Origin of the sequence: Sphingosinicella terrae (genome assembly GCF_003347635.1) — a bacterium.
Taxonomy (GTDB): Bacteria; Pseudomonadota; Alphaproteobacteria; order Sphingomonadales; family Sphingomonadaceae; genus Allosphingosinicella; species Allosphingosinicella terrae.
In genome coordinates this window covers 556,085-582,196 of the sequence record NZ_QDFY01000001.1, presented here as the reverse complement: position 1 = coordinate 582,196, position 26,112 = coordinate 556,085, and the positions used below count along the sequence as shown (strand labels likewise).

Here is a 26,112-nt window from a genome sequence, read left to right as displayed (position 1 = left end):
TCGCCGGGTCGGCCTCCCTATCGCACGTAGCGGCCGGCGGCGGCGACCAGAGCGGTGCGGATCTCCGGGTCGGTGATGCGCATGTCGCGATCATGGTCGGCATAGCGCCGGAACCAGATATTGGCGCGGTGGGCGATCTCCTCGCTGACGAAGCCCTCCGCCGAATCGTAGAAGCCGACGGTGACGATCGCCCGACCCTCCTCGGTCTCGGTCAGCCAGGGATCGAGCAGGGGGACACCGGGGCCGCGCAGGTCGCCGCCATAAGCGCGCCGCTCGCCCGCCCAATCGCCCCCGTCATAGGCATAGCCGCCATAAGGACCGCCACCGCCATGATAGCCGTCGCTGACGCACCCGGCCGTCATGGCCGCGGCGGCTCCGACCAGGATCATCCTCATTGCGCGCAGCCGCATCGCCGGCCTCCCTGTTCTTGACGTTCAGGGCGGGTCTACCACCTTCCGCCGGCTCAATCGCGCCCTTGCAGAAGCTCGGCGGCGACCTGTTCCATTTCGGGACGGATAGGCGGCGGCTCGGCCGGCAGAGCGGCGCCGAGCGCGTCGGCGACATGACGCAGCGCGGCCATCCGTGCCGCCTTCTTATCATTCCCGTCGACGAGGCTCCACGGCGCCCAGCGCGTGTCGGTGCGGTCGAACATGTCGCGCAGCGCGTCGAGATAGGCCTTGCGCCGGCCGCGGTTGCGCAGATCCTCTTCGGTGACCTTCCACCTTTTCCACGGATGAGCGAGGCGGGCGCGGAAGCGCGCGTCCTGGGTCTGCTGGGTGACGTGGAAGAAGAGCTTGACGATCAGGGCCCCGTCGGCGGCGAGCTGCGCCTCGAACTCGTTGATCTCGTCATAGGCGCGGCGCCACTCCGCATCGGTGGCGAAGCCCTCGACCCGCTCGACGAGGACGCGTCCGTACCAGCTCCGGTCGAAGATCGCGATCTCGCCGGCGCGCGGCAGCCGCTGCCAGAACCGCCAGAGATAGTGGCGGGCCTTCTCCTCCTCGGTCGGCGCGGTGATCGGCCACACCCGATAGCTTCGCGGATCGCATTCCGCCGTCAGCCGCTGGATCGCCCCGCCCTTCCCGCTCGCGTCCCAGCCTTCGACCACGACGATCGCGCGGCGGCCATGGACATGGTTGGCGACGAACAGGCGGGAAACCTCTTCCTGGAGGTCCTTCAGGTCCTTCCTGTAGTCCCCTCCATAAGAGTCGCCGGCTTCATAGTCCCAGAGATTGATCGGCATCGGGCCGGCATATCGGCTCGGACGGCGATTGTCGAAGACCGTTTCCCCTCCCTGAAACCAGGGAAGGGAGATAGCGTGACCTATTCCGGCGCCACCGATCGCGCCGGGTCCTTGTCGGCGGTGCCCGAGGGCGGCACCAGGCGGATGTGGAGCTCGCGCAGCTGCTTGGCCGTGACCTCGCCGGGAGCGCCCATCATCAGATCCTCGGCGCGCTGGTTCATCGGGAAAAGGACGACCTCGCGCAGGTTCGGCTCGTCCGCGAGCAGCATGACGATGCGGTCGATTCCCGGCGCCGACCCGCCGTGAGGGGGCGCGCCGAACTTGAAGGCGTTGATCATGCCCGAGAAGTTGGTGTCGACATCCTCGCGGCTGTAGCCGGCGATCTCGAACGCCTTGTACATGATGTCGGGCCGGTGGTTCCGGATCGCACCCGACGAAAGTTCGACGCCGTTGCAGACGATGTCGTACTGGAATGCCAGGATATCGAGCGGGTCCTTCGTCTCCAGCGCCTCGATCCCGCCCTGCGGCATCGAAAAGGGATTGTGGCTGAAATCGACCTGCTTCCGCTCCTCGTCATATTCGTACATCGGAAAGTCGACGATCCAGCAGAAGTCGAACCGATTCCTGTCGATGAGCCCGAGCTCCTCGGCGACGCGGGTTCGTGCCGCGCCGGCGAGCTTGGCCGCCTGATCGGGCTTTCCGGCGGCGAAGAAGATCCCGTCGTCGGGGCCGATGCCGAGCGTCTCGACCAACCGCCGGGTCGCCTCCTCGCCATGATTCTTGGCGATCGGCCCGCCGAGCTCGCCGCCCTTCTGGGTGATGTAGCCCAAGCCGGCATGGCCCTCCGAACGAGCCCATTCGTTCATGTCGTCGAAGAATTTTCGGCTCTTCTCTGCGGTGCCCGGAGCGGGGATGGCGCGGACGATGCCGCCGCCTTCGATGATGCGGGCGAAAAGGCCGAAGCCGGAGCCGCGGAAATGGTCGGTGACGTCGGAGATCAGGACCGGATTCCTGAGGTCCGGCTTGTCGCTGCCATATCTGAGCATCGCCTCGCGATAGGGGATGCGCGGGAACTGGCCGGCCGGCGTCACCGAGCGGCCGTCGGCGAATTCCTCGAAGACGCCGGCGAGCACCGGCTCGATCGCGGCGAACACGTCCTCCTGCGTGACGAAGCTCATCTCGAAGTCGAGCTGGTAGAACTCGCCCGGCGAGCGGTCGGCGCGGGCGTCCTCGTCGCGGAAACAGGGCGCGATCTGGAAATAGCGGTCGAAGCCGGCAACCATGAGCAGTTGCTTGAACATCTGGGGCGCCTGCGGGAGCGCGTAGAACTTGCCCGGATGGACGCGGCTCGGGACGAGATAGTCGCGCGCGCCCTCGGGGCTCGACGCGGTGAGAATCGGCGTCTGGAATTCGGTGAAGCCCTGGTCGATCATCCGTCCTCGGATCGAGCTGATCACCCGGCTGCGCAGCATGATATTGTTGTGGAGCCGCTCGCGCCGCAGATCGAGATAGCGGTAGCGAAGGCGGATCTCCTCCGGATATTCCTGGTCCCCGAAGACCGGAAGCGGGAGCTCCTGCGCGGCCGATTGCACCTCGACCGCGTCGGCATGGATCTCGATCTGGCCGGTAGCGAGGTTGGGATTGGCCGCTTCGGCGTCGCGGCGGACGACCTCGCCTTCGACGGTGATCACCGATTCGACCCGCAGTCCCTCAAGCGTCTTGAAGGCTTCGTCGGCGACGTCGCTGACGATCTGGGTGATGCCGTAATGGTCGCGCAGGTCGACGAACAGCAGATTGCCGTGGTCGCGCTTGCGATGGACCCAGCCGGAAAGCTTGACCCGGGTACCGACATGCCCCTCCCTGAGCTCGCCGCAATTGTGAGTGCGATAGGCGTGCATCGATCCCGGTCTTTCCTTCGGTGTGGCTGAGAATGCGCGCCGCCACGGCCGCGCAGGGGCGCTGCTAACAGCTCCGCGCCCTCATTTGTCAAGGCGGCGATCGCCCGGCGAGAGCATCCACAGGCTCGAAAAAATGCGGTCGAGGGAAACCGCACCGCGCAAGGCGCTTTGTCAGACGGGGACGCGCCGCTATGAGGGCCGCCAATGCACATCCATCCCCTGATTACCGACACAGAGACCCTCGAGAAGCTCTGCGAACGTCTCGCCCGTGCCGACTTCGTCACTGTCGACACCGAATTCATGCGCGAGAATACCTATTGGCCCGATTTGTGCCTGTTCCAGGTCGCGAGCCACGAGGAGGCGGCGGCGATCGATCCGAAGGCCGAGGGGCTCGACCTCACGCCCCTGCTCAACCTGCTGGTCAACAACGAGCATGTGCTCAAGGTCTTCCATGCCGGCGGCCAGGACATCGAGATCATCTTCAACCTCACCGGCGGCACGCCGCATCCGATGTTCGACACGCAGATCGCGGCAATGGCGCTCGGGCTGGGCGAGCAGGTCGGCTATTCCAATCTGTGCGAATCGCTGCTCGGCCGCAGCCTCGACAAGGGCGCCCGCTTCACGGACTGGGCCCGCCGGCCGCTCGACCGCCGCCAGATCGACTATGCGATCGGCGACGTCACCCATCTGGCCGAGCTCTTCCCGAAGATGCTCGAGCGCCTCAAGCGCACCGGCCGGGGCGAATGGCTGGACCAGGAGATGGAGCGCATCTCGAACCCGGCCAATTATGTGAACGACCCGGGCCAGGCCTGGAAGAAGGTGAAGATCCAGAGCCGCAAGCCCGAGGTGCTCGGCCGGCTGAAGGCGCTCGCCGCCTGGCGCGAGCTCGAGGCGCGTTCGAAGAACCTGCCGCGCGGCCGGATCATGAAGGACGAGACGCTCGCCGACGTCGCCATGCATCCGCCGGCCCGGCAGGAGGCGCTCGGCCAGGTCCGCGGCCTCAGCGCCGCCTGGAAAGGCAATGACATCGGCGCGCGGATGATGGAGGTGCTCGTGAATGCCGATCCGCTGCCGGCTTCGGAGCTGCCGCCGCGCGAGGAGCGCTCGCCCGGACTGGGCCGTGAAGGCGCGCTCGTCGCCGACCTGCTCAAGCTCCTGCTCAAGATCCGCGCGCGCGAATCCAACGTGGCGCCGCGATTGGTCGCCCGGTCGGAGGAGCTCGAGCAGCTCGCCGCCGGCCGTCGCGAGGGTCTCGGCATCCTCCAGGGCTGGCGCTACGAGGAGTTCGGCCGCGACGCGCTCGACCTCGTCGAGGGACGACTCGCCTTCGCGATACGCGGGGGCAAACTGGTCATGACCCGAACCGAAGCGGAGACAATCGCATGAGACGAGCAGCAGCCGCGATCCTGGCGATCGGCGCCCTGACGATGACCATGGCCTGCACCACCGTGCCGGCGGAAGGCGAGGCGACCCCCGCCCCCGGCGGCGGCGGGACCTGCCAGGCCGACCAACTGGGCGATCTCGTCGGGCGGGCGCCGACGAGCGAGCTTGGCGCCGAGGCGATGCGGAGGAGCGGCGCGCGGGCGCTGCGCTGGATCCGCCCCGGCGACGCGGTGACGATGGATTTTCGCGAGGACCGGCTGAACATCCACCTGGATGCCGAGCACAAGGTGGAGCGCCTCGCCTGCGGTTGAACGCGCGCCGCGGGCCCCTCTAGACCCTAATTCCGTCTCGTGCGCCCGGCGTCGCGCCCGATCACCTTCTCCGGCTTCAGCCCCATCGCCGTAGCCAGCGTCTTGAGCCGGCGTTCGACGGTCTCGCCGATCAGCGCCGCTTCGCCCGCCGCGATCGTCAGGACCAGCCGGTCGCCATCGCGACTTAGCCGCGAGCGCTCGAGCCCGATCTCGACGCCGCCGCTGAGCCGCTGGCCGAGCCGGATGGCATAGCCCCAGTGCGACGCCCGCTCGAGCGACTCCGCCGGGCACAAGGCGGCGACCTTGGGATAAGGGAGCCGGCTGCCGCCGCCGAAGCTCGAGAACAGGGCCTGGGCGAGCATCACCCGGCCCGGCGCGTCGATCGCCACCCAATTGCCGTGCAACGCCATGTCGATTCCGCGCTCGGCGCGGAAGTCGGGATGCGCCGCCCAGGCAATGTCCGCGAGCAGGCAGGCGGCGAGACGCAGCCGCGCGCGCTCCGGCGGATCGTCGAAGACGGGCGCCAGCCAGGCATCGAGCCGCTCGCCATGCTGGACGAAGCGGCCGAGCCCGGCACCGACGTCCCGCGCGGCTTCGACCAGCGGATCGAGCCCCTGCTGCGCCGGCTCCAGGTCGTCGAAGAGCAGCCCCTCACGGATGCCGAAGCTGGACACGATCAGTCTGTCGGGCCGCAGGATCCGGATGAGTGCCTCGAGCAGCTGGTTGGCCCGCGCCAGCGTCGGGATTCGGCCGGCGGACAATGCCGGGATCGCCCGCAGCTGCTCGCGCGACATCCGGGCGATCTCTTCGCGAAGCTCGGCGGGCCGCGCCGGCGCCATCACATGCTGGTGTGTGATCGGCAAAGGATGGCCCGACACGCCCATCTCGACCGTAGCGAGAGCGCGCCAGCTGCCGCCGACCAGGTAGAAAGGACGCCCTTCCGCCGCCCGATCGAAGCCGGCGGCGGCGACCGACTTGGCGATTCTCTTGGCGAAGGTCGCCTCGCCGACTTCGGCGACCCGGTCGAGCTTGAGCACGCCGAGAGGCAGCGAGGCGCTGCGGCGGATGCGCCGCCCCCGCAGCTCGACCAGCTCGAGGCTTCCGCCGCCGAGGTCGCCGACGATCCCGTCGGCATCCGGGATGGCGGAGACCACGCCGAGGCCAGCCATTCGCGCTTCCTCGTCCCCGCTCAGGATTCGCGGCTCGAAGCCGAGCGCACCGACCCGGTCGAGAAAGGCGTCGCCGTTCGCGGCCTCGCGCACCGCGGCAGTCGCGACGACGCGCGTCCGCACCACGCCCATCTGGCGGGTCAGCAGCCTGAACCGCTCGAGCGCCGCCAGCGCCCGCGCCTGCGCCCCCTCGTCGAGCAACCCGGTCTCGGCAACGTCGCGGCCGAGACCGGCCATCACCTTCTCGTTGAAGATGATCGAGGGAATCCGCTTGGCGCCCGAATAGACGACGAGCCGGACGGAGTTGGAGCCGATATCGACGATGGCGACGGGACTGGAGGCGAACATGGCGACGGGCGAACGTCAGTGGCCGCGCGGAAGCTGCAGCTTCCGGGGAAAGGCGCCGCGCGACCGCAAGGCCGCACCGCGGCCGGATAGCGATGGGTTCGTCATGAAATAGTGGTGAAGATTGAACGGCTTGGCATCGTCGCCCGGGTTCAGCCGATGATAGAAGCCTTCCGCATCGAGACGCCAGCTCTGCTCGTTGTCGATCATGTTGGCGACCATCACCTGGTCGAGGATCTGCGCCTTCACCGTCTCATTCTCGATCGGCACCGCGATCTCCACCCGCCGGTCGAAATTGCGCGGCATCCAGTCGGCCGAGCTCAGATAGACATCGGCGCCCGGATTGGGCAGCTCGCCGCCATTGCCGAAGCACCAGATCCGGCTGTGCTCGAGGAAGCGGCCGACGATCGACTTGACCCGGATATTGTCGGAGAGACCTTCCACGCCCGGGCGCAGGCAGCAGATCCCGCGCACGACGAGGTCGATGTCCACCCCCGCCCGGCTCGCCTCGTACAGACGGTCGATGATGTGCGGGTCGACGAGCGAATTCATCTTCGCCCAGATGCCCGACGGGCGCCCGGCCCGGGCATGGTCCGCCTCGCGGTCGATCAGCTCGGCCAGCCGGTCGCGAAGCCTGGCCGGCGACATGGCGATCAGTTCGAGACCGCGCGGCTCGATATAGCCGGTGATGTAGTTGAAGATGTGAGAGACGTCGTGGCCGACGCGCGGATCGGCGGTGAAGAAGCTGAGGTCGGTATAGATGCGCGCCGTCACCGGATGGTAGTTGCCAGTGCCAAGATGGCAGTAGGTGCGGTAGCCGGCTTCCTCGCGCCGCACGACCATCGACATCTTGGCGTGGGTCTTCCATTCGATGAAACCGTAGACCACCTGCACGCCGGCGCGCTCGAGCGCCGCCGCCCACATCAGATTCTGCTCCTCGTCGAAGCGCGCCTTGAGCTCGATAACCGCGGTGACCGACTTGCCTGCCTCGGCGGCGTCGATGAGCGCTCGGACGACCGCCGATTGCTTCCCGGCGCGGTAGAGCGTCTGCTTGATCGCGACCACGTCCGGATCGCCCGCCGCCTGGCGCAGGAAGGCGAGGACCACGTCAAAGCTCTCATAGGGATGGTGGACGAGGATGTCCTTGGCGCGGATCGCCGCGAAGCAGTCGCCCCCATATTCGCGGATGCGCTCCGGGAAGCGCGGCGAGAAAGGAGGGAATTTGAGGTCCGGCCGATCCTCCTCGACGAGCAGCTGGAGATCGGCGATGCCGAGGAAGCCCGTCGATTCGAAGACCAGGGCCTCGCTCGCGTCCAGCCCTTCGCGGACCAGGGCGACGAGTTCCTCCGGCATGTCGGCGGCGAGCTTCAGGCGGATGACGCGGCCGCGCCGGCGGCGCTTGATCGCGGTGCGGAAGTAGCGGACGAGATCCTCCGCTTCCTCCTCTATCTCGATGTCGCTGTCGCGGATGATGCGGAAGGCGCCGCCGCCGCGAAGCTCATAGCCGGGAAAGAGCGTCTCCACCTGGCGGCGGATGACCGTCTCGATCGCGACGTAGCGAACCGCGCTGCCGGGAAGCCTGATGAAGCGCGGCAGCGTCGAGGGCACCATCAGCAACTCGCGGATCGGTTCCCCATCGGCGATCCGTCGCAGGTCGAAGATCAGCGAAAAGCCCTTATTCGGGATGAACGGGAAGGGATGCGCGGGATCGATCGCCTGTGGTGTGAGGACCGGGAAGATGTGATGGGCGAAATGGCGTTCGAGCCACTCCCCTTCCTCCCCTTCCAGCTCGTCGGAACCGACCACGGCGACACCGGCCTCGCGCAACAGGCCGCGCAGCGCCGACCACACTTCCTGCTGGGCCGCGGTCAGCGCGTCCGCCTCGGCGGCGATCGCCGCCAGCTGCTGGCCCGGATTGAGCCCGTCGGCCGACCTTTCCTCGACCTCGAGCAGCTGCTGCGCCTTCAGTCCGGCGACGCGGACCATGAAGAATTCGTCGAGATTGTTTCCGGAGATGGAGAGGAAGCGCAGTCGCTCGAGCAGGGGATGTGCGGGATTCGACGCCTCCTCCAGCACCCGGCGGTTGAAGGCGAGCCAGGAAAGCTCGCGATTGAAGTAGAGGGGCTCGCGCTCGGAAGGGCTCGCCGTCGTGGCGACCTCGGCAGGCGGAAGGGCGGGCCGGTCCATTTCAGGCGCGGTTCCGCGCGCGGCCGATCAGCCCGGCTTCTTCCAGCGCTCGCTTCGCCAGCGGCACCGTCATGCGCCGATGATGGGAAAGCGTTACCTGGTCCAGCACGTCCACGACCTCCAGCGCTGCCACGTAGGTCCGTTCGATTCGGGGAACGAGATATTCCGGCAGATCGGGCGGCGCGGCGATCCCGCGATCGCCGAGCCGCTTGACGACGAGCTGGCCGAGCAGCGCGTCGTCGGGCGGACCGATCTCGACCTGCGGCGTGGCGGCGAGCCGCGAAGCCAGATCCGGCAACGCGATGGACCAGCGCGGCGGCGGCGCGTCGGCCACGACCAGCAGCGGCTTACGACACGACTGAGCCTCGTTCCAGGCATGGAAGAGCGCCTCCTCGTCATGGCTTTCGGCATTGTCGAACAAGCGCCCGCCCGTCTTGCGGACGAAGATCCGGCCAAGAAGGCTCCGCCCAGACTTGCGCGGCCCCGTCAGCAAGGTCGCCATCACGGGCCAGAGCGCCCAGCGCCGCAGATGCTCGAAGGCGGCGCGGTTGCTCTCGGAAAGCAGGAAATCCTCCTCCCGGTCCGCCACCGGCCAATCGAGCGGCAGCGCGATCTGGTTCACCGATGCCCTTTCCTCAGCGGCTGATCCGCAGCGTATTGCCGCCGACCGCCTGGACCTGCCAACCTTGCGACTGGAGCGCCGCCTGCAGCGCGGCGGCATCTCCCGTATAAGTCACCCGCATGATCGAGGTTCCGCCCAGCGCCAGGCTGGTGGTGATGGCCGAGGTCACGCCGTTGACCCGGCTGACCGAGACCTCGGCGTTCTGCACCGATCCCGGATCCGGCGTCTCGACCTGGATGTTGAACGTCGCCGCGGGGGCGGACGGCAGGGTCGTCGTCGGCTCCGGCAGATCGAGGTCGATCACCGACTCCTCGATTTCCCGGCGCACCTCCGGCTCGATGATGACCAGGCTCGGATCGGGTAGCAGCAGCCCGGCGCCGAGCGCGCGCGCGTAGATCGCGTCCATCCGACGCACGCCTTCGTCCATCATCCGCGGCAGTTGCTCGCTGCCGGCGGCGCGAAGCGCGAACCGCCCGAGCACCTGGCCGTCAGGGCCGAAGCGCGCGGTGAAGGTGGCGATCGCCGGACCGCCGGGATAAAGGCGTCGCAGGGCGACCTCGGCAACGAGGATGTCGGCGGCGCCATATCGGTCGAGGACCATCCGCCACCAGCCGCGGCCGCGCCGACCGGTCTGGGCGCGGTTGAGGAGCAACGGATCGACGCCGGCGCCGGAGGTGCGGACATAGTCGATCGGAGAGCCCGCGGTCCTGAACTGCGCCCAGGCGCGCTGCCATTCGTTGCGGAACTCGAAGCTGTAGGGCGTGCTGCCGGTCGTCATCACCGGGATGACCAGCAGCGGTGCCGAGCGGCGCACCAGGCCCTGGACGCCGAGCATCTGCCCGGTGCGGGCTCGGTCGAACAGCACGCCGAGGCGGGCGATGTAGCGCGTCGGGCCGATCTGCTCCTGCTCGATGACGATCCCGGAGACGATGGAATTCAAGACCGATTCGGTCAGGCGCGGCGCCTGCGCGGCCGGACGGCCGGTGGTGCGCGACCACAACATCTTCCAGCCCTCGGCCTGAGCGCGGCGCCAACCCTCGACCCGCGCTCGCTCGGAATCCTCGGCGGAGACGTCGACCTCGATGCCGTTGACCTCGAGATTGCTGGTGCTGTCGATCGGCGGAATCCCGCGATCCGCGCCTTCCAGCTGCGCCTGAACCATCACGGTTCCGGCGACCAAAAGAACGAGGGCGACCGGAATCGCCAGAGCGGGAATAGTGCGAAGACGCTTCACGGGCGCCTTTTGGCCGGTTGATCGGTCGAAGCCAAGCCGCTTCTCGGCTCTCCGCCTGCGCGCAAGGGGGCAAAAGCGCTTTCCGTTTCGGCGAGAACCCCGTTAAGCGGCAGCGGATGAGCGAACCGGAATCCTACACCTACGCCAAAGCAGGCGTCGACATCGCCGCCGGCAACGCCCTCGTCCGAGCGATCGCGCCGCTGGCCCGGGCGACGGCGCGGCCGGGCGCGGACGCCTCGCTGGGCGGCTTCGGGGGCTTCTTCGACCTCAAGGCCGCAGGCTTCCGCGATCCGCTGCTCGTCGCCGCCAATGACGGCGTCGGCACCAAGCTCAAGCTGGCGATCGATCATGACCGCCATGGCGGCGTCGGCATCGATCTCGTCGCGATGTGCGCCAACGACCTCGTCGTGCAGGGCGCCGAGCCGCTCTTCTTCCTCGACTATTTCGCGACGGGCAAGCTGGAGCCGCAGGTCGCCGAACGGGTCATCGCCTCGATCGCCGAGGGTTGCCGCATCGCCGGCTGCGCGCTGATCGGCGGAGAGACGGCCGAGATGCCGGGCATGTACGCCGCCGGCGACTATGATCTGGCCGGCTTTTGCGTCGGCGCCGTCGAGCGGGGCGAGGCGCTGACCGGAGAGCGCGTCGCCGACGGCGACGTCATTCTCGGCCTCGCCTCGTCGGGCGTGCATTCGAACGGCTTCTCGCTGGTCCGGCGGCTCGCCGCCGACAAGGGCTGGAAGCTGGACCGGCCGGCCCTGTTCGACCAGGAAAGGCTGCTCGTCGACGCGCTGATGGAGCCGACGCGGATCTACGTGCGCTCCCTGCTCCCGGCGATACGCGACGGACGGATCGCCGCGCTCGCCCACATCACGGGCGGCGGCCTGCTCGAGAACGTGCCGCGCGTCCTGCCCGACCATCTCCATGCCGATATCGATGCCGGGAGCTGGCCGCAGCCGCGGCTGATGGCCTTCCTCCAGGCAGAGGGGAAGATCGAGCCGCCGGAAATGGCGCGGACGTTCAATTGCGGCATCGGCATGGTCGCCATCGTCAGGCCTGATGATGCCGCCTCGGTGACGGCCGCTCTGGCGCAGGCCGGCGAGACGGTGTTCGAGGTCGGCCGGGTCGAATCCGGCGCGCGCGGCTGCACCGTGTCCGGAAGGGCCGGAACCTGGTTCGGCCGCGAGGCCTGGAGCGCCGCCTTCCATGGCTGACAAGGTCCGCGTCGCGGTCCTCATCTCCGGGCGCGGATCGAACATGCTCGCGCTCGCCGAGCATAGAAGGCGCGATCACGACCGCTCCTACGAGATCGTCCTCGTCGCCTCGAACGTTCCGGAGGCCCGCGGGCTGGTGCTGGCCAGGCGGCTCGGGATCAAGACCTGGTCGCTGAGCCACAAGGGCCTCGATCGCCGCGCCTTCGACGAGCAGCTCGATGCCGCCCTGCGCTCCAACGAGGTCGAGCTGATCGCGCTTGCCGGCTATATGCGCCTGCTCTCGCCGGAATTCGTCGAGGGGTGGGAGGGGCGGATCCTCAACATCCACCCTTCCCTGCTGCCGCTCCACAAGGGGCTCGACACCCACCGGCGGGCGATCGTCGCCGGCGACGAATTTGGCGGCTGCTCCGTCCATGTCGTCACCGCGGATCTCGATTCCGGCCCGGTGGTGGCCCAGGAGCGCGTTCGGATCCTGCCGCGCGACGATGCCGACAGCCTTGCCGAACGGGTGCTCGAGGTCGAGCATCGTCTTTATCCGAAGGCGCTGGAGGACTATGCGAGGGCGCTGCGGGCGGCCGAGGAGGAGGCGCAGGATGAGTGACGAGCCGCCTCTGCCCGATCCCGCGACCGCTCCCACTCCGGCGAGCGAGGCAGCGCGGGTCCGCCGCCGCTGGCTGACCCTTGCCGAGATTCTGGGCGTCACCGCGGTGGTGATCTCGGGCCTCACCTTGTGGAACAACTACCAGCAGCGCACGGCCGAGGAGACGGAGCGGGTCGAGGCACGGGAGAAGAGCCGGGCCGCGTCGCGGACCTTGCTGCTCCGCGGAGTTCCCGATCGGACGGGATCCCGGCTCAGCCTCGCCCCGGCCGACGCGGCGCAGACCGTCCAGACCCAGACGATCGCTTTTCCCGCCGCCCTCGAGGTCGCGCTGGTCGAGACGGTCAGCGACGCCCGCATCGAGGCCGCGTGGTTCCGACGGCCGCTGGTCCGCGCCGCCGACGATGCCGGGCGGCAGCGCGGCGACCTCCGGCTGCCCGTGGCGATCACCACCCGCTTCTTCAGCGGCGGATCGGTCCATGAGGACGTCGCCATCTACGACGTCGGCTATCGGATCGAGGAGGGCGGCCTCCTCAATGGTGACGATGTGCGACTGCGCGGCCTGTCGCGGGTCGAGTCCGTCGCGCCCGCGCAGGCACAGGCGCGGCTGGACGCCCTGTGGCACGCACGGCGGCCCGCGCAGGACTGACCCGAGCGCCGCTCCCCGCGATGGTGCGGGGAGGCGTCCGGATCAGCCGACGATTTCTTCGGGCTTGAAGAAGAAGTCGATCTCGATCTTCGCATTTTCGAGGCTGTCCGAGCCATGGACGCTGTTTGCCTCGATCGATTCGGCGTGGGTCTTGCGGATCGTGCCCTCGTCGGCATTGGCCGGATTGGTCGCGCCCATCACCTCGCGGTTGCGGGCGACCGCATTCTCGCCTTCGAGCACCTGGACCACGACCGGGCCGGAGGTCATGAAGGTGACGAGATCGTTGAAGAAGGGCCGCTCCTTGTGGACGGCGTAGAAGCCCTCCGCCTGCTCCTTCGTCATGTGGATGCGCTTCGAGGCGACGACGCGCAGGCCGACCTCCTCCAGCATCCTGGTGATGGCGCCGGTGAGGTTGCGGCGGGTCGCGTCGGGCTTGATGATCGAGAAGGTGCGTTCGGTCGCCATGGCCGAGAAAGCTCCGTGTCTGGAGGGACGTGAATCGGCCGGGTCTCTAGAGAGCGGGGCGGGTCAGGGCAAGCCGCTCTGGTCCGTCGGAACGACGACGATATTGTAGGGCACATAGAGGAAGATCTCGGTGAGGCCGGCACGCATCCACTCCACCGGCCGGTCGAGCCCACTTGCGGTGACCGCATAAGCGGGACCGAAGCGCGCCGCCGTCGCCCGTGAATCGGCGGCGATGAGGTCGAGTATCTGTCCGCGATACTGGTCCGGGCCGACGACGGAGAGAGTCAGATCGCCCGACGCGCGCATTTCGGCGCGGCCATACGGGGGGACGGCCCGAACGAAACGCTGGATACGATCGATCGCGGCGGCGGCGTCGCCGCCGGCCCCGAGCCGGACCTTGGCGAGGAAATAGACCCGGTCAGTGTCCGGGCGACCGTCGTTCAGCAATTGCAGGTTGCGGTGATTGGCGAGGGTCAGCGGCTCGAGCACGAAATTGCCGGTCGCCAGCTCGACGCCCGATCGGCCGGCAACCTCGATCGCGCTGCGGACCATCGCCCATATCTCCTCGCGCCGCCGATCGGAGTCGCGGGTATCGCCGGCGATGGTCACCCCCATCACCGCAAAGTCGGCGGTGCGGCGTAGACCGATCGCAGGCCGGCTCTCTTCGAAATCGTCAGCCTCGCGGCGCGCGCCGGTGACGACGACCTCGGCCTCGGCGAGTTCCTGCGCCACCGCCTGGGCGGGCGCGAGCAGGACCAGCAACGAGGCCAGACGCGCGACCAGGATCATGACCCCCTCCCCCATCGACGGCAAGGAATGTCGCGCGCGCCGGCGCTGCGGTCAATGGATACTTCCCCGCCGCCGGAGAGCGGGAAATGGCCCTCAACCCTCGTGATTGTCGGCGATGTAGCGGTCGAGCAAGGCCACTCCGAAGCCGGTCGCGCCCTTGTCGTAGAGGTGCGCCGGCTTGTCGGCCCAGACGGTGCCGGCGACGTCGAGATGGGCCCATTTGACCCCCTCCTCGACGAAACGGCCGAGGAAGCAGGCGGCGGTGATCGAGCCTCCTTCCCTCCCGGCACTGTTCTTCATGTCGGCAATCGGCGAGTCCATGATCTTGTCATAGGCGTCGCCCATCGGCAGCCGCCACAATTTGTCCCCGCTCTGCAGCCCCGCCTGGGCGAGCCGGTCGGCGAGTCCGTCGTCATTGGCGAAAAGACCCGCATATTCATGGCCCAGGCTGATGATCATCGCGCCGGTCAAGGTGGCGAGATCGACCATCACCTCGGGCTTGTGCTGGCGCTGGACCCAGGTCATCGCGTCGGCAAGGACGAGCCGTCCCTCGGCGTCGGTATTGATCACCTCGATCGTCTGACCGGACATGGAGGTGACGATGTCGCCCGGCCGCTGGGCATTGCCGTCGGGCATGTTCTCGGCGAGCACGCACACGCCGACGACATTGGCCCTGGCCTTGCGCGTCGCCAGCGCGAGCATCGTTCCGGCGACCGCGCCGGCGCCGCCCATGTCCCACTTCATCGCTTCCATGCCCTGGGCCGGCTTGATCGAGATGCCGCCGGTGTCGAAGGTGATGCCCTTGCCGACGAAGGCGACGTTGCGCTTCGAGGCGTCGGCACCGTTCCAGCGCATCGCCAGCAGCCGCGGTGGCCGGACCGATCCCTGGCCGACGCCGAGCAAGGCACCCATACCGAGCTTGGCCATCGCCTTCTCGTCGAGCACCTCGATCTCGACTCCCAATCCCTCCAGCGCCTCGCGGCAGCGTTCGACGAACGTCTCGGGATAGAGGATGTTGGCCGGCTCTGTGACGAGGCGGCGGGTGAGGTCGAGCCCCGCCAGCACCGCCCGCTCTCGCGTCCACTCCGCCTCGGCGCCTGCGTCGGCGCCGACGATGATCACTTCCGTCAGCGTCGGCTGCTGCTTGCGACCGAGCCGGGTACGATAGACGTCATGCCGCCAGCTGCGGGCGGCCGCGCCGAAGGCGAGCCGCGCCGCCGAGCGGCCGTCTAGTCCGGTCGCGTCGACCACCAACCGCGTCTCGCCCGAGGTCAGCAGCCGCGCGGTCAAGGCGCCGCCGACGCGCTCGTGGATCGCCGGCTCGTTGCGCTTGGTGCCATAGCCGACCAGCAGCAGCCGTCGGGCCGTTTGGCCTTCGTCGATGAAGGTCTCGGCGATCGCGCCGACCTCCCGCTCGAAACGCTGCGCCTCGGCCGACCGCGCCGCCAGCGTCCGCGCCGCCTCGTCTAGGTCGGCGAGCCGCTCGTGCAGCATGTCCTCGCTGCGCACCGGAACGGCAAGGGCGTAGGCGCCCTCGGGACGCTTGGCGGCGAAACTGACCTTGATCACTGAGCTTGTCTCCCTCGGAGCGGCTGCGACGGCATCGTACGGGATAGGGGAACGCTTTTCCCGCGACAGCGATGCGACAACCCATTGCTGAAGCGGACGCTTCGCCCGCTCCAGAGATTGCGCCGCCATTGCAGGCGGCGGCCTCAGGTGCAATAGGCTGCGCTCGCTTGAGCAAGGGCGGGCACGCCTTGCCTCTTCAGGGCCGGACCCAGAGCAGCGGGATTTGTGACGACGCTTCGACTGATCTGCCGTACCGCGCTGCCGCTGCTGCTCGCCATTCCCTTCGCGGCGGCGGCGCAGGAACCGGCCGCGCCGGTGAGCGAGACTCCCGACCAGATCGCGTTCAGCGCCGATCAGCTCGCCTACGACCAGAATGCCGACATCGTCACCGCTTCCGGCGCGGTGCGGATGAACCGCGAGGGCTATCATCTCAGCGCCGACAGCGTTTCCTGGAACCGGGTGAACGGCGAGGTTCGCGCGGAGGGGGACGTGCGCATCATCAGCCCGGCCGGCGACGTCGCTTATGGCGACAGCGTGCTGCTCGAGGACAATCTGCGCGACGGCATGGTGCAGAATCTCCTGCTCGTGCTCGAAGATGGCGGCCGGCTGGCCGCGGTCCAGGCGCGCCGGGAGAATGGCTATACCACCCTCGAGCGCGCGGCCTATTCGCCCTGTACCGTGCTCGGGCCGGACGGATGCCCGAAGGAGCCGACCTGGCAGATCAATGCGGTGCGCGTCGTCCATGATCCGGTGCGCCATCGGATCAGCTACGAAGGCGCCAGCCTCAACCTGTTCGGAACGCCGATCATCGCCCTGCCCGGCCTTTCGCACCCCGACGGAAGCCAAGGCGGCGGCAGCGGGCTCCTCGTTCCCGACATCCGGTTCAGCCGCCGCAACGGCTTCGAGGTCAGCGTTCCCTATTATCTGCGCTTCAGCCCCAACCGCGACGCGACCCTGACGCCGCACGTTTATTCCGACGTGCTGCCGATGCTGGAAGGCGAGTATCGCGAGCTGAACTCGCTCGGCGCGTTTCAGCTGCGCGGCTACGTCACGCACGGCTCGCGCCTGCCGATCGACGATCCCTCGCCCGACCGGGACGAGGGAGTCCGTGCCTATGTCGAAGGCAATGGCCGCTTCCAGCTGAGCCCGACCTGGACCCTGACCGCCGCCGGACGCTACGTCACCGACCGCACCTTCCTGCGCCGCTACGACATCAGCCGCGACGACCGGCTGCGCTCCTTCGTCGAAGCCGAGCGGATCACTGCGAACAGCTATATCTCGGTCGCCGGCTGGGCGTTCCAGGGACTGCGGATCACCGACGTCGCCGGCCAGCAGCCGATCGCCATCCCCGCAATCGACGCTCGTTGGCGGCTCGACGATCCGCTCGCGGGCGGCCAGATCGAGATCCAGGCCAACAGCCTCTCCATCCTTCGCCCCGAAGGTCAGGACAGCCAGCGCGCCTTCGCCAGCGCGCGCTGGGAACGGCGGGGGATCACCTCGCTCGGCCAGGAGCTGGTGCTCACCGCCTTCGCCCGCGGCGACGTCTACCACGCCAACGATACCGAGCTGACCCAGACGGTCATCTATCGCGGCGAGGAAGGCTGGAACGGACGGTTCATCGGCGCCATCGCCGCCGACCTGCGCTGGCCATTGGTCGGCGAGTTCCTGGGCGGAACGCAGCGGCTGACGCCGCGCCTACAGTTCGTCGCCTCGCCGCCGACCGAGAATCTCGACATTCCCAACGAGGACGCCCGCTCGGTCGACCTCGAGGATTCCAACCTGTTCGCGCTCAACCGCTTCCCGGGCTATGATCGCTGGGAGGACGGCGTCAGGATGACCTACGGTGCCGACTGGGCGGTCGACCTGCGCGGCCTGTCGGTGCGCACCAATATCGGCCAGAGCTACCGGCTCAGCACCCGCGAGACGATCCTGCCCCCCGGCACGGGCCTGTCCGACCGCTTTTCCGACTTCGTCGGCCGGACGACGGTCCGGATCGGCCGCCGGGTCAGCTTCGTCCACCGTTTCCGGCTCGACAAGGACAATTTCGCGATCCGCCGCAACGAGATCGACGCCACCGTCGGCGGCCGCCAGACCTATGCGACAGTGGGTTATCTGCGCCTCGACCGCGACATCAATACTTCGATAGAGGACCTGCGCGATCGCGAGGAGGTCCGCGTCGCGGGGCGCGTCCGGTTCGCAGGCTACTGGTCGGTGTTCGGATCGGCGGTCGTCGATCTGACCAGCCGGCGGGAGGACATCTTCTCGTCCGCGGACGGATTCGAGCCGGTCCGCCATCGGCTCGGCATCCTCTACGACGACGATTGCATCGAGCTTGGCGTTACCTGGCGGCGCGACTATGAGACCACCGGGGACGCGCGACGGGGCAACACCTTCCTGTTCCGTGTCGCGTTGCGGAATTTGGGCCGCTAAGCTGTGGTTCAGCAAGGATTATGCAGGACTGGGGCCTGCCTTTATTGGAGGAATGATGAAGCTCGGTAGGTTCCCAAGAGCGGCCATATTGCTGTCTGCGCCCCTGCTGTCGGTGATCGCCGCGGCTCAAACCAGTCCGGGAAGCACCGGCCTCAACCTCCCGTCGGACATCCGGTTCGTCGGCAACCAGGAGCCCGGCGTCCGCAAGGCGACGGCGATCGTCAACGGCGAAGTCATCACCGAGACCGACATCGACCAGCGCCTGTCGCTGCTCATGGGCCCCAATCGCGACCAGCTCCCGGCCGAGGAGCTGCCGATGGCGCGCGCCCAGGTGCTGCGCAGCCTGATCGACGAGACGCTGCAGATCCAGGCCGCCGCCGGCGAGGAAATCACCGTCACCGATGCCGAGGTGAACCAATATTACGCCCGCTTCTCGCAGAGCAACAACCAGACGCCGGAGCAGATGTCCGCTTCGCTTCGCCAGCTCGGCTCCTCCGAGCGCTCGATGAAACGGCAGATACGCGGGGAGCTGGCCTGGCAGCGGCTGCGCGCCCGCTGGATCGAGCCCTTCGTCACCGTCGGCGACGAAGAGGTGCAGGAAATCATCACCCGCCTCAACGCCTCACGCGGCACCAGCGAATATCGCGTGTCGGAGATATTCATCTCCTCGACGCCGGAAACGACCGCGGAAGCGCGCAACAATGCCGGCCGCATCGTCCAGCAGATACGCGGCGGCGCCCCCTTCCCGGCTTTCGCGCGCCAGTTCTCCGAAGCCTCGACCGCCGCGCGCGGCGGCGATCTCGGCTGGGTCCGGATCGAGCAGCTTCCGCCGGAGCTGGCGGCGGTGGTGACGCAGATGCCGGCGGGATCCCTGAGCGAGCCGATCGAGGTCCCCGGCGGCTATTCGATCCTCGCCGTTACCGACACCCGGCAGATCCTCGTCGCCGACCCGCGCGACGCCGTGCTCAGCCTGATGCAGCTCTCGCTGGTCTCGACGAACCCGCTCAGCGAGGCGCAGGCCCAGGCGCGCGGCCAGCAGCTCGCCGAGGCGACCCAATCCATGGGCGGCTGCGGCGGCGCGGCGCAGGTGGCCAGCACGCTCGGCGCGGAGATGATCTCCAACGACCAGGTCCAGGTGCGCGATCTGCCGCCGGCGCTCCAGCAGATGCTGCTCAACCTCAACGTCGGCCAGGCGACTCCGCCCTTCGGCACGTCAGAGCGGATCAGCGTGCTGGTGCTGTGCGGACGCGACGATCCGCAGGCCGCGGGCGTGCCTTCCGCCGACCAGATCGAGGAGCGGCTGAGGGAGGAGCGGGCCAATCGCCGGGCGCAGCGTTACCTGCGCGACCTTCGCCGCGACGCTATCATCGACTATCGCTGACATGGCCCCCGCGCCGCTCGCAGTCTCGCTCGGCGATCCGGCCGGGATCGGCGCCGAGGTCATCGCCAAAAGTTGGGAAAGGCGGGACGCGGAGGCCCTGCCGCCTTTCTTCGCGGTCGGCGACGAGGGGGCCCTGAGCGCGGTCTGGCAAGGGCCGGTGGCGGTGATTGAGGAGCCGGCCGAAGCCGCCGCCGCGTTCGGCGAGGCGCTGCCGCTGATCCGAGTCTCCGACGCGACGATCCCTCCCGGCGGCCTCGACCTGATCGGCGCCCGTAACGCCCTCGACGCACTCGAGATGGCGGTCGGCCTTGCTCGCTCCGGCGCCGCCTCCGGGCTGGTCACCGGTCCGGTGTCGAAGTCGCGACTCTATCAGGTCGGCTTCGTTCACCCCGGCCAGACCGAATTCGTCGCAGAACGATGCGGCGTCGCCAGCGATCTCACCGCGATGATGCTGGCCGGCCCGACCCTGCGGGTCGTGCCCGTGACCACCCACATTCCCCTGCGCCAGGTACCGGAGTTGCTCAGTGCCGACCGGATCGTGTGCAAGGGCCGAGCGGCGATCAAAGGCCTCCAGCGCCAGTTCGGAATCGGGCAGCCGCGCATTGCCGTCGCCGGCCTCAATCCCCATGCCGGCGAAGACGGCGCGCTCGGCCGCGAGGAGATCGACGTCATCATCCCGGCCATCGAGCGCCTCCGCGACGAGGGCCATGACGTCAGCGGCCCCTTTCCGGCCGACGTCCTGTTCCATGCCCGCCGGCGCCGCGACTACGATCTTGCCCTGTGCATGTATCACGACCAGGCCCTGATCCCTCTGAAGACGCTCCATTTCGACGAAGGGATCAACGTCACCCTCGGGCTGCCGATCGTCCGCACCTCCCCCGATCACGGCACCGCCTTCGACATTGCCGGCCGTAACCTCGCCGATCCAGGCGCGATGATCGCCGCCATCCGCACCGCCGGGGAGTGCGCGCGGCGCCTGGCGCCGGCGTGAGCGCAGATCCCGGCGCCGGCCGTCTGCCGCCGCTGCGCGAAATCATCGCCCGCCACGGCCTCAGCGCGTCGAAGGCGCTCGGCCAGAATTTCATCCTCGACGAGCAATTGCTCGATCGCATCGCCGCAATTCCCGGCCCGCTGGCCGGCGAACGGGCCTACGAGGTCGGGCCGGGGCCGGGCGGCCTTACCCGGGCCCTGCTGCGCGCCGGTGCCGAACTGGTGGCCGTCGAGCGCGATCGCCGCTGCCTCGCCGCCCTGGACGAGACCGGCGCCGCCTTTCCGGGGCAGCTGCGCGTCATCGAAGGCGATGCGCTCGCCGTGGACGAGGCGATCGAGGCCGGCCCCGCCCATGTCGTCGCCAACCTGCCCTACAATGTCGGCACGGCCTTGCTCGTCCGCTGGCTCGGCGGCGAGGCCTGGCCGCCCTGGTGGAAGTCGCTGACCCTCATGTTCCAGCTCGAGGTGGCCGAGCGGATCGTCGCTCGTCCCGGCAGCGGCGCCTATGGCCGGCTCGCCGTGCTCGCCCAATGGCGCAGCCTGCCGCGCCTGGCGATGAAGGTGCACCGATCGGCCTTCGTGCCGCCGCCCAAGGTGATGTCGGCGGTGATCCACATCGTCCCCAAGCCGCAGCCCGAGGGCGTCCGCTCCGCCACCCTGGAACGGCTCACCGCCGCCGCCTTCGGCCAGCGCCGCAAGATGCTGCGCCGCTCGCTTCAGTCGCTGCCGGGGGCGCTCGAGGCGCTCGATCGGCTGGGCATCGACCCCTCGCGCCGCGCGGAGACGCTGAGCGTCGAGGAGTTCGTCACGGTAGCGCGGGAGTTGAGCGCCGCTCGCACCGGATGACGGCCGGGTCGCCCGCTTGCCTCAGTTCCGCCGCGGCGGCTCCGCAGCGGGGGGTACCTGCTCCGGGCGCTGGGCGGCCAGCGCCTCCGCGGGCGGACCGCGCTCGATCGCGGCAGCGAGCTGCTGGGCCTGCGGACAGGGCTGGCTGCACAGGGTGCGGAGCCGAGTCAGATTGGCCCGGGCGCGCTCGACGGCACCGCGCTGGACATAGGCCTCGCCCTGTCCGCCGAGCGCATTGACGTCGTTAGGCTCGAGCCGGAGCGCGTCGGCATAGAAGCCGATCGCCTTGCCGGGCAGGCGCTGCGACTGGGCGACCCGGGCGAGCGCGATATAGGCGTCGCGATTGCGCGGATCGACGGCGAGCGCGGTCTCGAGCAGGTCGATCGCCTCGTTATAGCGCGCGGCGGTCGTCTGCTGGCGGGCCTGCTCGACCAGGGCCACCGACTGCGGGTTGATCTGGTCGTCGGGCCGCTGGCCGAAGCCGGTGCTCGCCATGGTCGCGGCGGCAATCGCGACCGAAAGCGCAATAGGGGTCAGGCGCATCAAATACTCCATTCCACTCGCGGTGATACTTATCACGGGCGGCGCCACCGCGCGACGAAAAAGCCGTCCGTGCCGTCATGGTCCGGGCTGAGCAGCCACCCCGATCCCGCCGCACGTCCCGCCGCCATAATGAGCGGCTCCGGAACGAGCGATGAACGGCGCTCGAGACCTTGCGCCTGCTCCCTTCCCTCCTCGGCGAGCAGCGAACAGACGGCATAGACCAAATGGCCGCCCGGCCCGACCAGTTCCGCCCCGATACCGAGGAGCCGGGCCTGGAGCGCGGTCAGTTGTTCGAGCCGCCGCGGCGTCGTCCGCCACCGCGTCTCCGGGTTACGCCGCCAGGTGCCGGTCCCAGAGCAGGGCGCATCGACGAGAACGAGGTCGGCCGCCCCGGCCAGATCGGCGAGCGCCGCCCGCTCCCGTCCCGGATCGAGCAGCCGGCTCTCGACGATCGTCACCCCCGCGCGCTCGAGGCGCGGCGACATCCGGCCGAGCCGCCCACGGTCGGCATCGCAGGCCAGGATGCGCCCCTGCCCGCCCATCTCCGCCGCCAGCGCCAGCGTCTTGCCGCCGGCGCCGGCGCACAGGTCTACGACGAGGCCGCCCGGACGGGCGCCGGCGGCAAGACAGATGAGCTGGCTGCCCTCGTCCTGGACCTCGACCAGGCCGGTCTCCCAGGCGGGCAGCGTCTCGACGCGGGTGCCTTCGGGCATTCGCAGCCCCAGGGACGAATGCGGCGTCGGGGCGGCTTCGGGCAGTTCGGCGAGCGCCGTCTCGCGGCTGCCTTTCAGGCGGTTGACCCGGAGGTCGAGCGGCGCCCGCTCGAGCAGCGCCGACAGCGCCTCGGGCCCGATCAGCGGATCGAAGCGGTCGAGCAGCCAGGCGGGGGCAAGCCCCGCCGGCGCCGCTTCCTCGTCCGGCGACGGCGCGGCCGGCCCATGCGGCGAACCGTCGAAAAGGTCGAGCAGCGCCGGGTCCTCCCGCGCCAGGCCGAGCATTGCCGCGCGCCCGCTCGCCGGCACCTCGCCGGCCCGGCGGATGGCTCGGAAGATCAGGTCGCGCACCGCCCGGCGATCCTTGGACCCCGCATAGCGGCGCGTCCTGAAATAGCGGGCGATGAGCGTGTCCGCGGCAGCGCCGCCGCCCCGGGCCGCGGCGATGATCTCGGCGAGCAGCTCGATCGCCGCCTGGACGCGTGCGGCGGGGGTCATTGCTTGGCCCCGCCGGTCCTGTCAGCGGACGGGATAGTTGGGCGCCTCGCGGGTGATGGTGACGTCGTGGACATGGCTCTCGCTGAGGCCGGCATTGGTGATCCGCACGAACCGCGCCTTCTGGAGCTCGGCGATGGTGCGGGCGCCGGTATAGCCCATCGCCGCCTTCACGCCGCCGACCAGCTGATGGATGACGTCGCCAGCATGGCCCTTATACGGGACCTGCCCCTCAATCCCTTCGGGGACGAGCTTGAGCTGGTCCTTGATGTCTTGCTGGAAGTAGCGGTCGGCCGAGCCGCGTGCCATCGCGCCCAGCGAGCCCATGCCGCGATAGGATTTGTACGAGCGGCCCTGGTAGAGGAAGGTCTCGCCCGGCGCTTCCTCGGTGCCGGCGAGGAGCGAGCCGATCATCACCGCGGCGGCGCCGCCGGCCAGAGCCTTGGCGATGTCGCCGCTGGTACGGATGCCGCCGTCGCCGATGATCGGCGTGTCGGACTTTGCGGCTTCCTCGGCGGCATTCATGATCGCGGTCAGCTGGGGAACGCCGACGCCGGCGACGACCCGGGTCGTGCAGATCGAGCCTGGTCCGATGCCGACCTTGATCGCGTCAGCGCCGGCATCGATCAGCGCCCGCGCCGCCTCGGCGGTGGCGACGTTGCCGGCGACGACCTGGACCGCGTTCGAGCGGCGCTTGATCCGCTCGACCGCGGCGGCGACGTCGCGATTGTGACCGTGGGCGGTGTCGATGACGATGAGATCGCACTCGGCGTCGATCAACGCCTCGCTGCGCGCGAAGCCCTTGTCGCCGACGGTGGTGGCGGCGGCGACGCGCAGGCGCCCGGCCGGATCCTTGGTGGCGTCGGGATAGGTGACCGCCTTCTCGATGTCCTTGACCGTGATCAGGCCGATGCAGCGGCGATCCTCGTCGACCACCAGCAGCTTCTCGATCCGCCGTTGGTGGAGCTGGCGCTTGGCCTCCTCCTGGGTGACGCCGGGACCGACGGTGACGAGATTGTCCCGGGTCATCAGTTCGGAGACCGGCTGGCGCGGATTCTCGGCGAAGCGGACGTCGCGATTGGTGATGATGCCAACCAGGCGGCCATCCTTCTCGGTGACCGGGATCCCGGAGATGCGGTGGCGCTTCATGAGGTCGAGCGCGTCGGCCAGCGTCTCGTCCGGGGTCATCGTGATCGGGTTGACCACCATGCCGCTCTCGTAGCGCTTGACCGCCCGCACCGCCGCGGCCTGCTCCCCCGCGGACATGTTGCGGTGGAGGACGCCGAGGCCGCCCAGCTGCGCCATGACGATCGCCATGTCGGCCTCGGTGACCGTGTCCATCGCCGACGAAAGGATCGGGATGTTGAGGCTGATCTCGCGGGTGACCCGGCTGCTGGTGTCCGCCTGGCTCGGCACGACGTTCGACTCGGCCGGCTGGAGCAGCACGTCGTCGAACGTCAAGGCGAGAGGGATGTCCATCGATAGTCTGTCCGTCATCACCGCTGACCTTCCGCCGCCGGGGAATAAAGGGCCGGATCGGCGAGCCGCCGTCCGAGCGCGACCAGCAGGGTTGCATCCTCGGCGGCGCCGTCGAGGATGAGGTCCGGCCCGACCTCGTCCTCGGGACCATGATAGGGACCGGCGAGGAACTGGTTCAGCCGATCCATGTCGGAGATCGAGCCGCCGAGCAGGATCGCCGGTACGCCGAGACGGGCCAGTGCCCATCCGTCCTGCCGGGTGGCCATCGCATCGGCTTCATTGTCCGTGTCGAGCCGCCGTCCGACCGCGGCCACCGTCGCCTCGATCGCGGCATCGAGCGGAGCATTGCCGCGCCCGATCACCGCGACCGGCAGGCCGGCCGGATGGATGGCGACCGAATCGAGGTTGATCGCGGCGACGATAGACGGCAGCGGCACGACCGGATGGGTCGCGAAATATTCGGCGCCGAGCAGGCCGAGCTCCTCCGCGGTCGTCGCCAGGAACAGGATGTCGCGCGCCGGGCGGGGCTGCGCGGAAAGGCGGCCGGCGACCTCGATCATCACCGCGATGCCGCTGGCATTGTCGATGGCGCCGTTGCAGATCCGGTCCGGCTCGCCCTCCGGGCGGCAGGTGCCGAAATGGTCCCAATGGCCGAGATAGAGCAGGCTCTCGCCGCTGCTGCCGCTGCCGCGCAAACGGCCGACGACATTGTTGGTGGTGGAGGCACGGACCTCGGTATCGACGTCGACGTCGGCCCGGATCGGCAGGGTCACCGCCCGGAAGGAGGAGCCCGGCTGGTCGTTGAGCAGGCGGCCGAAATCGCCGCCGGCGGCCTCGACCAGCGCCTGGGCCGCCTCGAACGGCATCGCGCCGACCACCGGGGCGACGCGCTGGCTCGCGAGCTTGGTGGTGGTGCGCTGATAGTTGCGGGTGATGAAGCTCCACTGGATGTCGGCGCTGGTGATCGCGATCACCACCGCCGCGCCGGCCTCGGTCACCGCCGCCACCCGCTGCGTGAAGCTGGGGAAGCCGGGCACGTTCGGCCCCTCGAACAGGATCAGCACGACCGCGCCCTCGACATTCGCTCCGGCGAGTTGGTCGATGCCGCGCTCCGGCAAGCGGGCGCCGTGGCCGGCGAAGATCACCGGCGCGCCGCCGATCCGGGTCTCGGCGTCGCGGCCCTGGAGGGCGATATTGGCCTGGTCGAAGGGCAGCGCGCGTCCGTCGGCGATCCAGGTGACCTGGTGGCGGCGCGTCGTCCGCTCGACCAGTCCGACCGGCTGGAACCAGCTGCCATTCTCACCTGCCGGCTCCAGGCCGCGGGCGCGGAACTGCTCGGCGATATAGTCGATCGTGCGCTGCTCGCCCGGCGTGCCCGGCGCGCGGCCGCCAAAATCGTCGCTGGCGAGGATCTCGATATGGCGCCTGAGGTCGGCACCAGTGACCGGCGCATCGCTCTGGGCGGGTGCGGCGGTGGCGGAAATCAGGAGGAACGGCACCAGGCCGCGCAACAGCTTCGGAAACATGGCGCTGCTTAGGGAGCCAGCTTTTGGCTGGCAAGC

The 26,112-nt window shown here is 69.0% G+C and carries 23 protein-coding genes; 9 read left to right on the top strand and 14 right to left on the bottom strand.

Annotation, left to right across the window (positions count from 1 at the left end):
• Positions 1–17: 17 nt before the first annotated feature.
• From DDE10_RS02735 to aspS, 3 genes are all read right to left on the bottom strand, one after another.
• Positions 18–410: a hypothetical protein gene (locus DDE10_RS02735; RefSeq protein WP_114951162.1), complete on the bottom strand. Its 393-nt coding sequence runs from the start codon at positions 408–410 to the stop codon at positions 18–20.
• A 53-nt stretch (positions 411–463) separates the two neighbouring features.
• A complete protein-coding gene (locus DDE10_RS02730; protein ID WP_114951161.1) occupies positions 464–1,243 on the bottom strand; it encodes a polyphosphate kinase 2 family protein in 780 nt (259 codons plus the stop codon).
• Between the two features lie 80 nt (positions 1,244–1,323).
• Positions 1,324–3,141, bottom strand: coding sequence for an aspartate--tRNA ligase (gene aspS, locus DDE10_RS02725; protein WP_114951160.1), 1,818 nt, complete (start codon positions 3,139–3,141; stop codon positions 1,324–1,326).
• Between the two features lie 204 nt (positions 3,142–3,345).
• On the opposite strand from aspS, the gene rnd reads away from it, so the two are divergent.
• Both rnd and DDE10_RS02715 read left to right on the top strand, forming a co-directional pair.
• Positions 3,346–4,527, top strand: coding sequence for a ribonuclease D (rnd, locus tag DDE10_RS02720; RefSeq protein ID WP_114951159.1), 1,182 nt, complete (start codon positions 3,346–3,348; stop codon positions 4,525–4,527).
• On the top strand, positions 4,524–4,835 hold the full coding sequence (locus DDE10_RS02715) for an I78 family peptidase inhibitor (RefSeq protein ID WP_114951158.1): 312 nt from the start codon (positions 4,524–4,526) through the stop codon (positions 4,833–4,835). The genes rnd and DDE10_RS02715 overlap by 4 nt, the downstream gene beginning before the upstream one ends.
• A 26-nt stretch (positions 4,836–4,861) precedes the next feature.
• On the opposite strand, the gene DDE10_RS02710 is transcribed toward DDE10_RS02715, so the two are convergent.
• From DDE10_RS02710 to DDE10_RS02695, 4 genes are read right to left on the bottom strand one after another with little or no spacing between them, the layout of a single operon-like run.
• Complete coding sequence (locus DDE10_RS02710; protein WP_114951157.1) at positions 4,862–6,352, bottom strand: Ppx/GppA family phosphatase; 1,491 nt, start codon at positions 6,350–6,352, stop codon at positions 4,862–4,864.
• 15 nt (positions 6,353–6,367) lie between these two features.
• Positions 6,368–8,536 (bottom strand): RNA degradosome polyphosphate kinase, encoded by a 2,169-nt coding sequence (locus DDE10_RS02705; RefSeq protein WP_114951156.1) that lies wholly within the window; start codon positions 8,534–8,536, stop codon positions 6,368–6,370.
• A 1-nt stretch (position 8,537) separates the two neighbouring features.
• On the bottom strand, positions 8,538–9,158 hold the full coding sequence (locus DDE10_RS02700; RefSeq protein WP_114951155.1) for an HdaA/DnaA family protein: 621 nt from the start codon (positions 9,156–9,158) through the stop codon (positions 8,538–8,540).
• Positions 9,159–9,171: 13 nt separating this feature from the next.
• Positions 9,172–10,392 (bottom strand): heavy-metal-associated domain-containing protein, encoded by a 1,221-nt coding sequence (locus DDE10_RS02695; RefSeq protein WP_114951154.1) that lies wholly within the window; start codon positions 10,390–10,392, stop codon positions 9,172–9,174.
• Between the two features lie 116 nt (positions 10,393–10,508).
• Here DDE10_RS02695 and purM point away from each other — a divergent pair, with 116 nt between their 5' ends.
• The 3 genes from purM to DDE10_RS02680 are packed head-to-tail and all read left to right on the top strand — an operon-like array spanning position 10,509 to position 12,850.
• Complete coding sequence (purM, locus tag DDE10_RS02690; protein ID WP_114951153.1) at positions 10,509–11,603, top strand: phosphoribosylformylglycinamidine cyclo-ligase; 1,095 nt, start codon at positions 10,509–10,511, stop codon at positions 11,601–11,603.
• Positions 11,596–12,204, top strand: a complete 609-nt coding sequence (gene purN, locus DDE10_RS02685; RefSeq protein ID WP_114951152.1) for a phosphoribosylglycinamide formyltransferase — start codon at positions 11,596–11,598, stop codon at positions 12,202–12,204. Before purM ends, purN begins: the two co-directional genes overlap by 8 nt.
• Positions 12,197–12,850, top strand: coding sequence for a hypothetical protein (locus DDE10_RS02680; protein WP_114951151.1), 654 nt, complete (start codon positions 12,197–12,199; stop codon positions 12,848–12,850). The genes purN and DDE10_RS02680 overlap by 8 nt, the downstream gene beginning before the upstream one ends.
• A 42-nt stretch (positions 12,851–12,892) precedes the next feature.
• On the opposite strand, the gene ndk is transcribed toward DDE10_RS02680, so the two are convergent.
• From ndk to DDE10_RS02665, 3 genes are all read right to left on the bottom strand, one after another.
• Positions 12,893–13,315: a nucleoside-diphosphate kinase gene (gene ndk / locus DDE10_RS02675; protein WP_114951150.1), complete on the bottom strand. Its 423-nt coding sequence runs from the start codon at positions 13,313–13,315 to the stop codon at positions 12,893–12,895.
• Between the two features lie 63 nt (positions 13,316–13,378).
• On the bottom strand, positions 13,379–14,104 hold the full coding sequence (locus DDE10_RS02670; protein WP_114951149.1) for a TonB-dependent receptor: 726 nt from the start codon (positions 14,102–14,104) through the stop codon (positions 13,379–13,381).
• A gap of 93 nt (positions 14,105–14,197) precedes the next feature.
• On the bottom strand, positions 14,198–15,670 hold the full coding sequence (locus DDE10_RS02665; protein WP_284734460.1) for a leucyl aminopeptidase: 1,473 nt from the start codon (positions 15,668–15,670) through the stop codon (positions 14,198–14,200).
• Positions 15,671–15,898: 228 nt separating this feature from the next.
• Here DDE10_RS02665 and DDE10_RS02660 point away from each other — a divergent pair, with 228 nt between their 5' ends.
• The 4 genes from DDE10_RS02660 (at position 15,899) to rsmA (ending at position 21,320) form a co-directional block, all read left to right on the top strand.
• Positions 15,899–18,103 carry an LPS-assembly protein LptD gene (locus DDE10_RS02660; protein ID WP_284734402.1) on the top strand — a complete coding sequence of 735 codons (2,205 nt, stop codon included), beginning with the start codon at positions 15,899–15,901 and terminating at the stop codon, positions 18,101–18,103.
• A gap of 88 nt (positions 18,104–18,191) precedes the next feature.
• On the top strand, positions 18,192–19,484 hold the full coding sequence (locus DDE10_RS02655; protein ID WP_284734401.1) for a peptidylprolyl isomerase: 1,293 nt from the start codon (positions 18,192–18,194) through the stop codon (positions 19,482–19,484).
• A 1-nt stretch (position 19,485) separates the two neighbouring features.
• Positions 19,486–20,475, top strand: a complete 990-nt coding sequence (pdxA, locus tag DDE10_RS02650; protein ID WP_114951146.1) for a 4-hydroxythreonine-4-phosphate dehydrogenase PdxA — start codon at positions 19,486–19,488, stop codon at positions 20,473–20,475.
• Positions 20,472–21,320: a 16S rRNA (adenine(1518)-N(6)/adenine(1519)-N(6))-dimethyltransferase RsmA gene (gene rsmA, locus DDE10_RS02645; protein ID WP_284734400.1), complete on the top strand. Its 849-nt coding sequence runs from the start codon at positions 20,472–20,474 to the stop codon at positions 21,318–21,320. Before pdxA ends, rsmA begins: the two co-directional genes overlap by 4 nt.
• Before the next feature lie 21 nt (positions 21,321–21,341).
• On the opposite strand, the gene DDE10_RS02640 is transcribed toward rsmA, so the two are convergent.
• The 4 genes from DDE10_RS02640 to DDE10_RS02625 are packed head-to-tail and all read right to left on the bottom strand — an operon-like array spanning position 21,342 to position 26,076.
• Positions 21,342–21,863 (bottom strand): tetratricopeptide repeat protein, encoded by a 522-nt coding sequence (locus DDE10_RS02640; RefSeq protein ID WP_114951145.1) that lies wholly within the window; start codon positions 21,861–21,863, stop codon positions 21,342–21,344.
• A 32-nt stretch (positions 21,864–21,895) separates the two neighbouring features.
• Entirely contained in the window at positions 21,896–23,074 is a 1,179-nt protein-coding gene (locus DDE10_RS02635; protein ID WP_114951144.1) for an RsmB/NOP family class I SAM-dependent RNA methyltransferase, read from the bottom strand.
• Between the two features lie 21 nt (positions 23,075–23,095).
• Positions 23,096–24,550 carry an IMP dehydrogenase gene (gene guaB / locus DDE10_RS02630; RefSeq protein WP_114951143.1) on the bottom strand — a complete coding sequence of 485 codons (1,455 nt, stop codon included), beginning with the start codon at positions 24,548–24,550 and terminating at the stop codon, positions 23,096–23,098.
• Between the two features lie 17 nt (positions 24,551–24,567).
• Positions 24,568–26,076 carry a M28 family peptidase gene (locus DDE10_RS02625; RefSeq protein ID WP_114951142.1) on the bottom strand — a complete coding sequence of 503 codons (1,509 nt, stop codon included), beginning with the start codon at positions 26,074–26,076 and terminating at the stop codon, positions 24,568–24,570.
• Between the last annotated feature and the right edge of the window lie 36 nt (positions 26,077–26,112).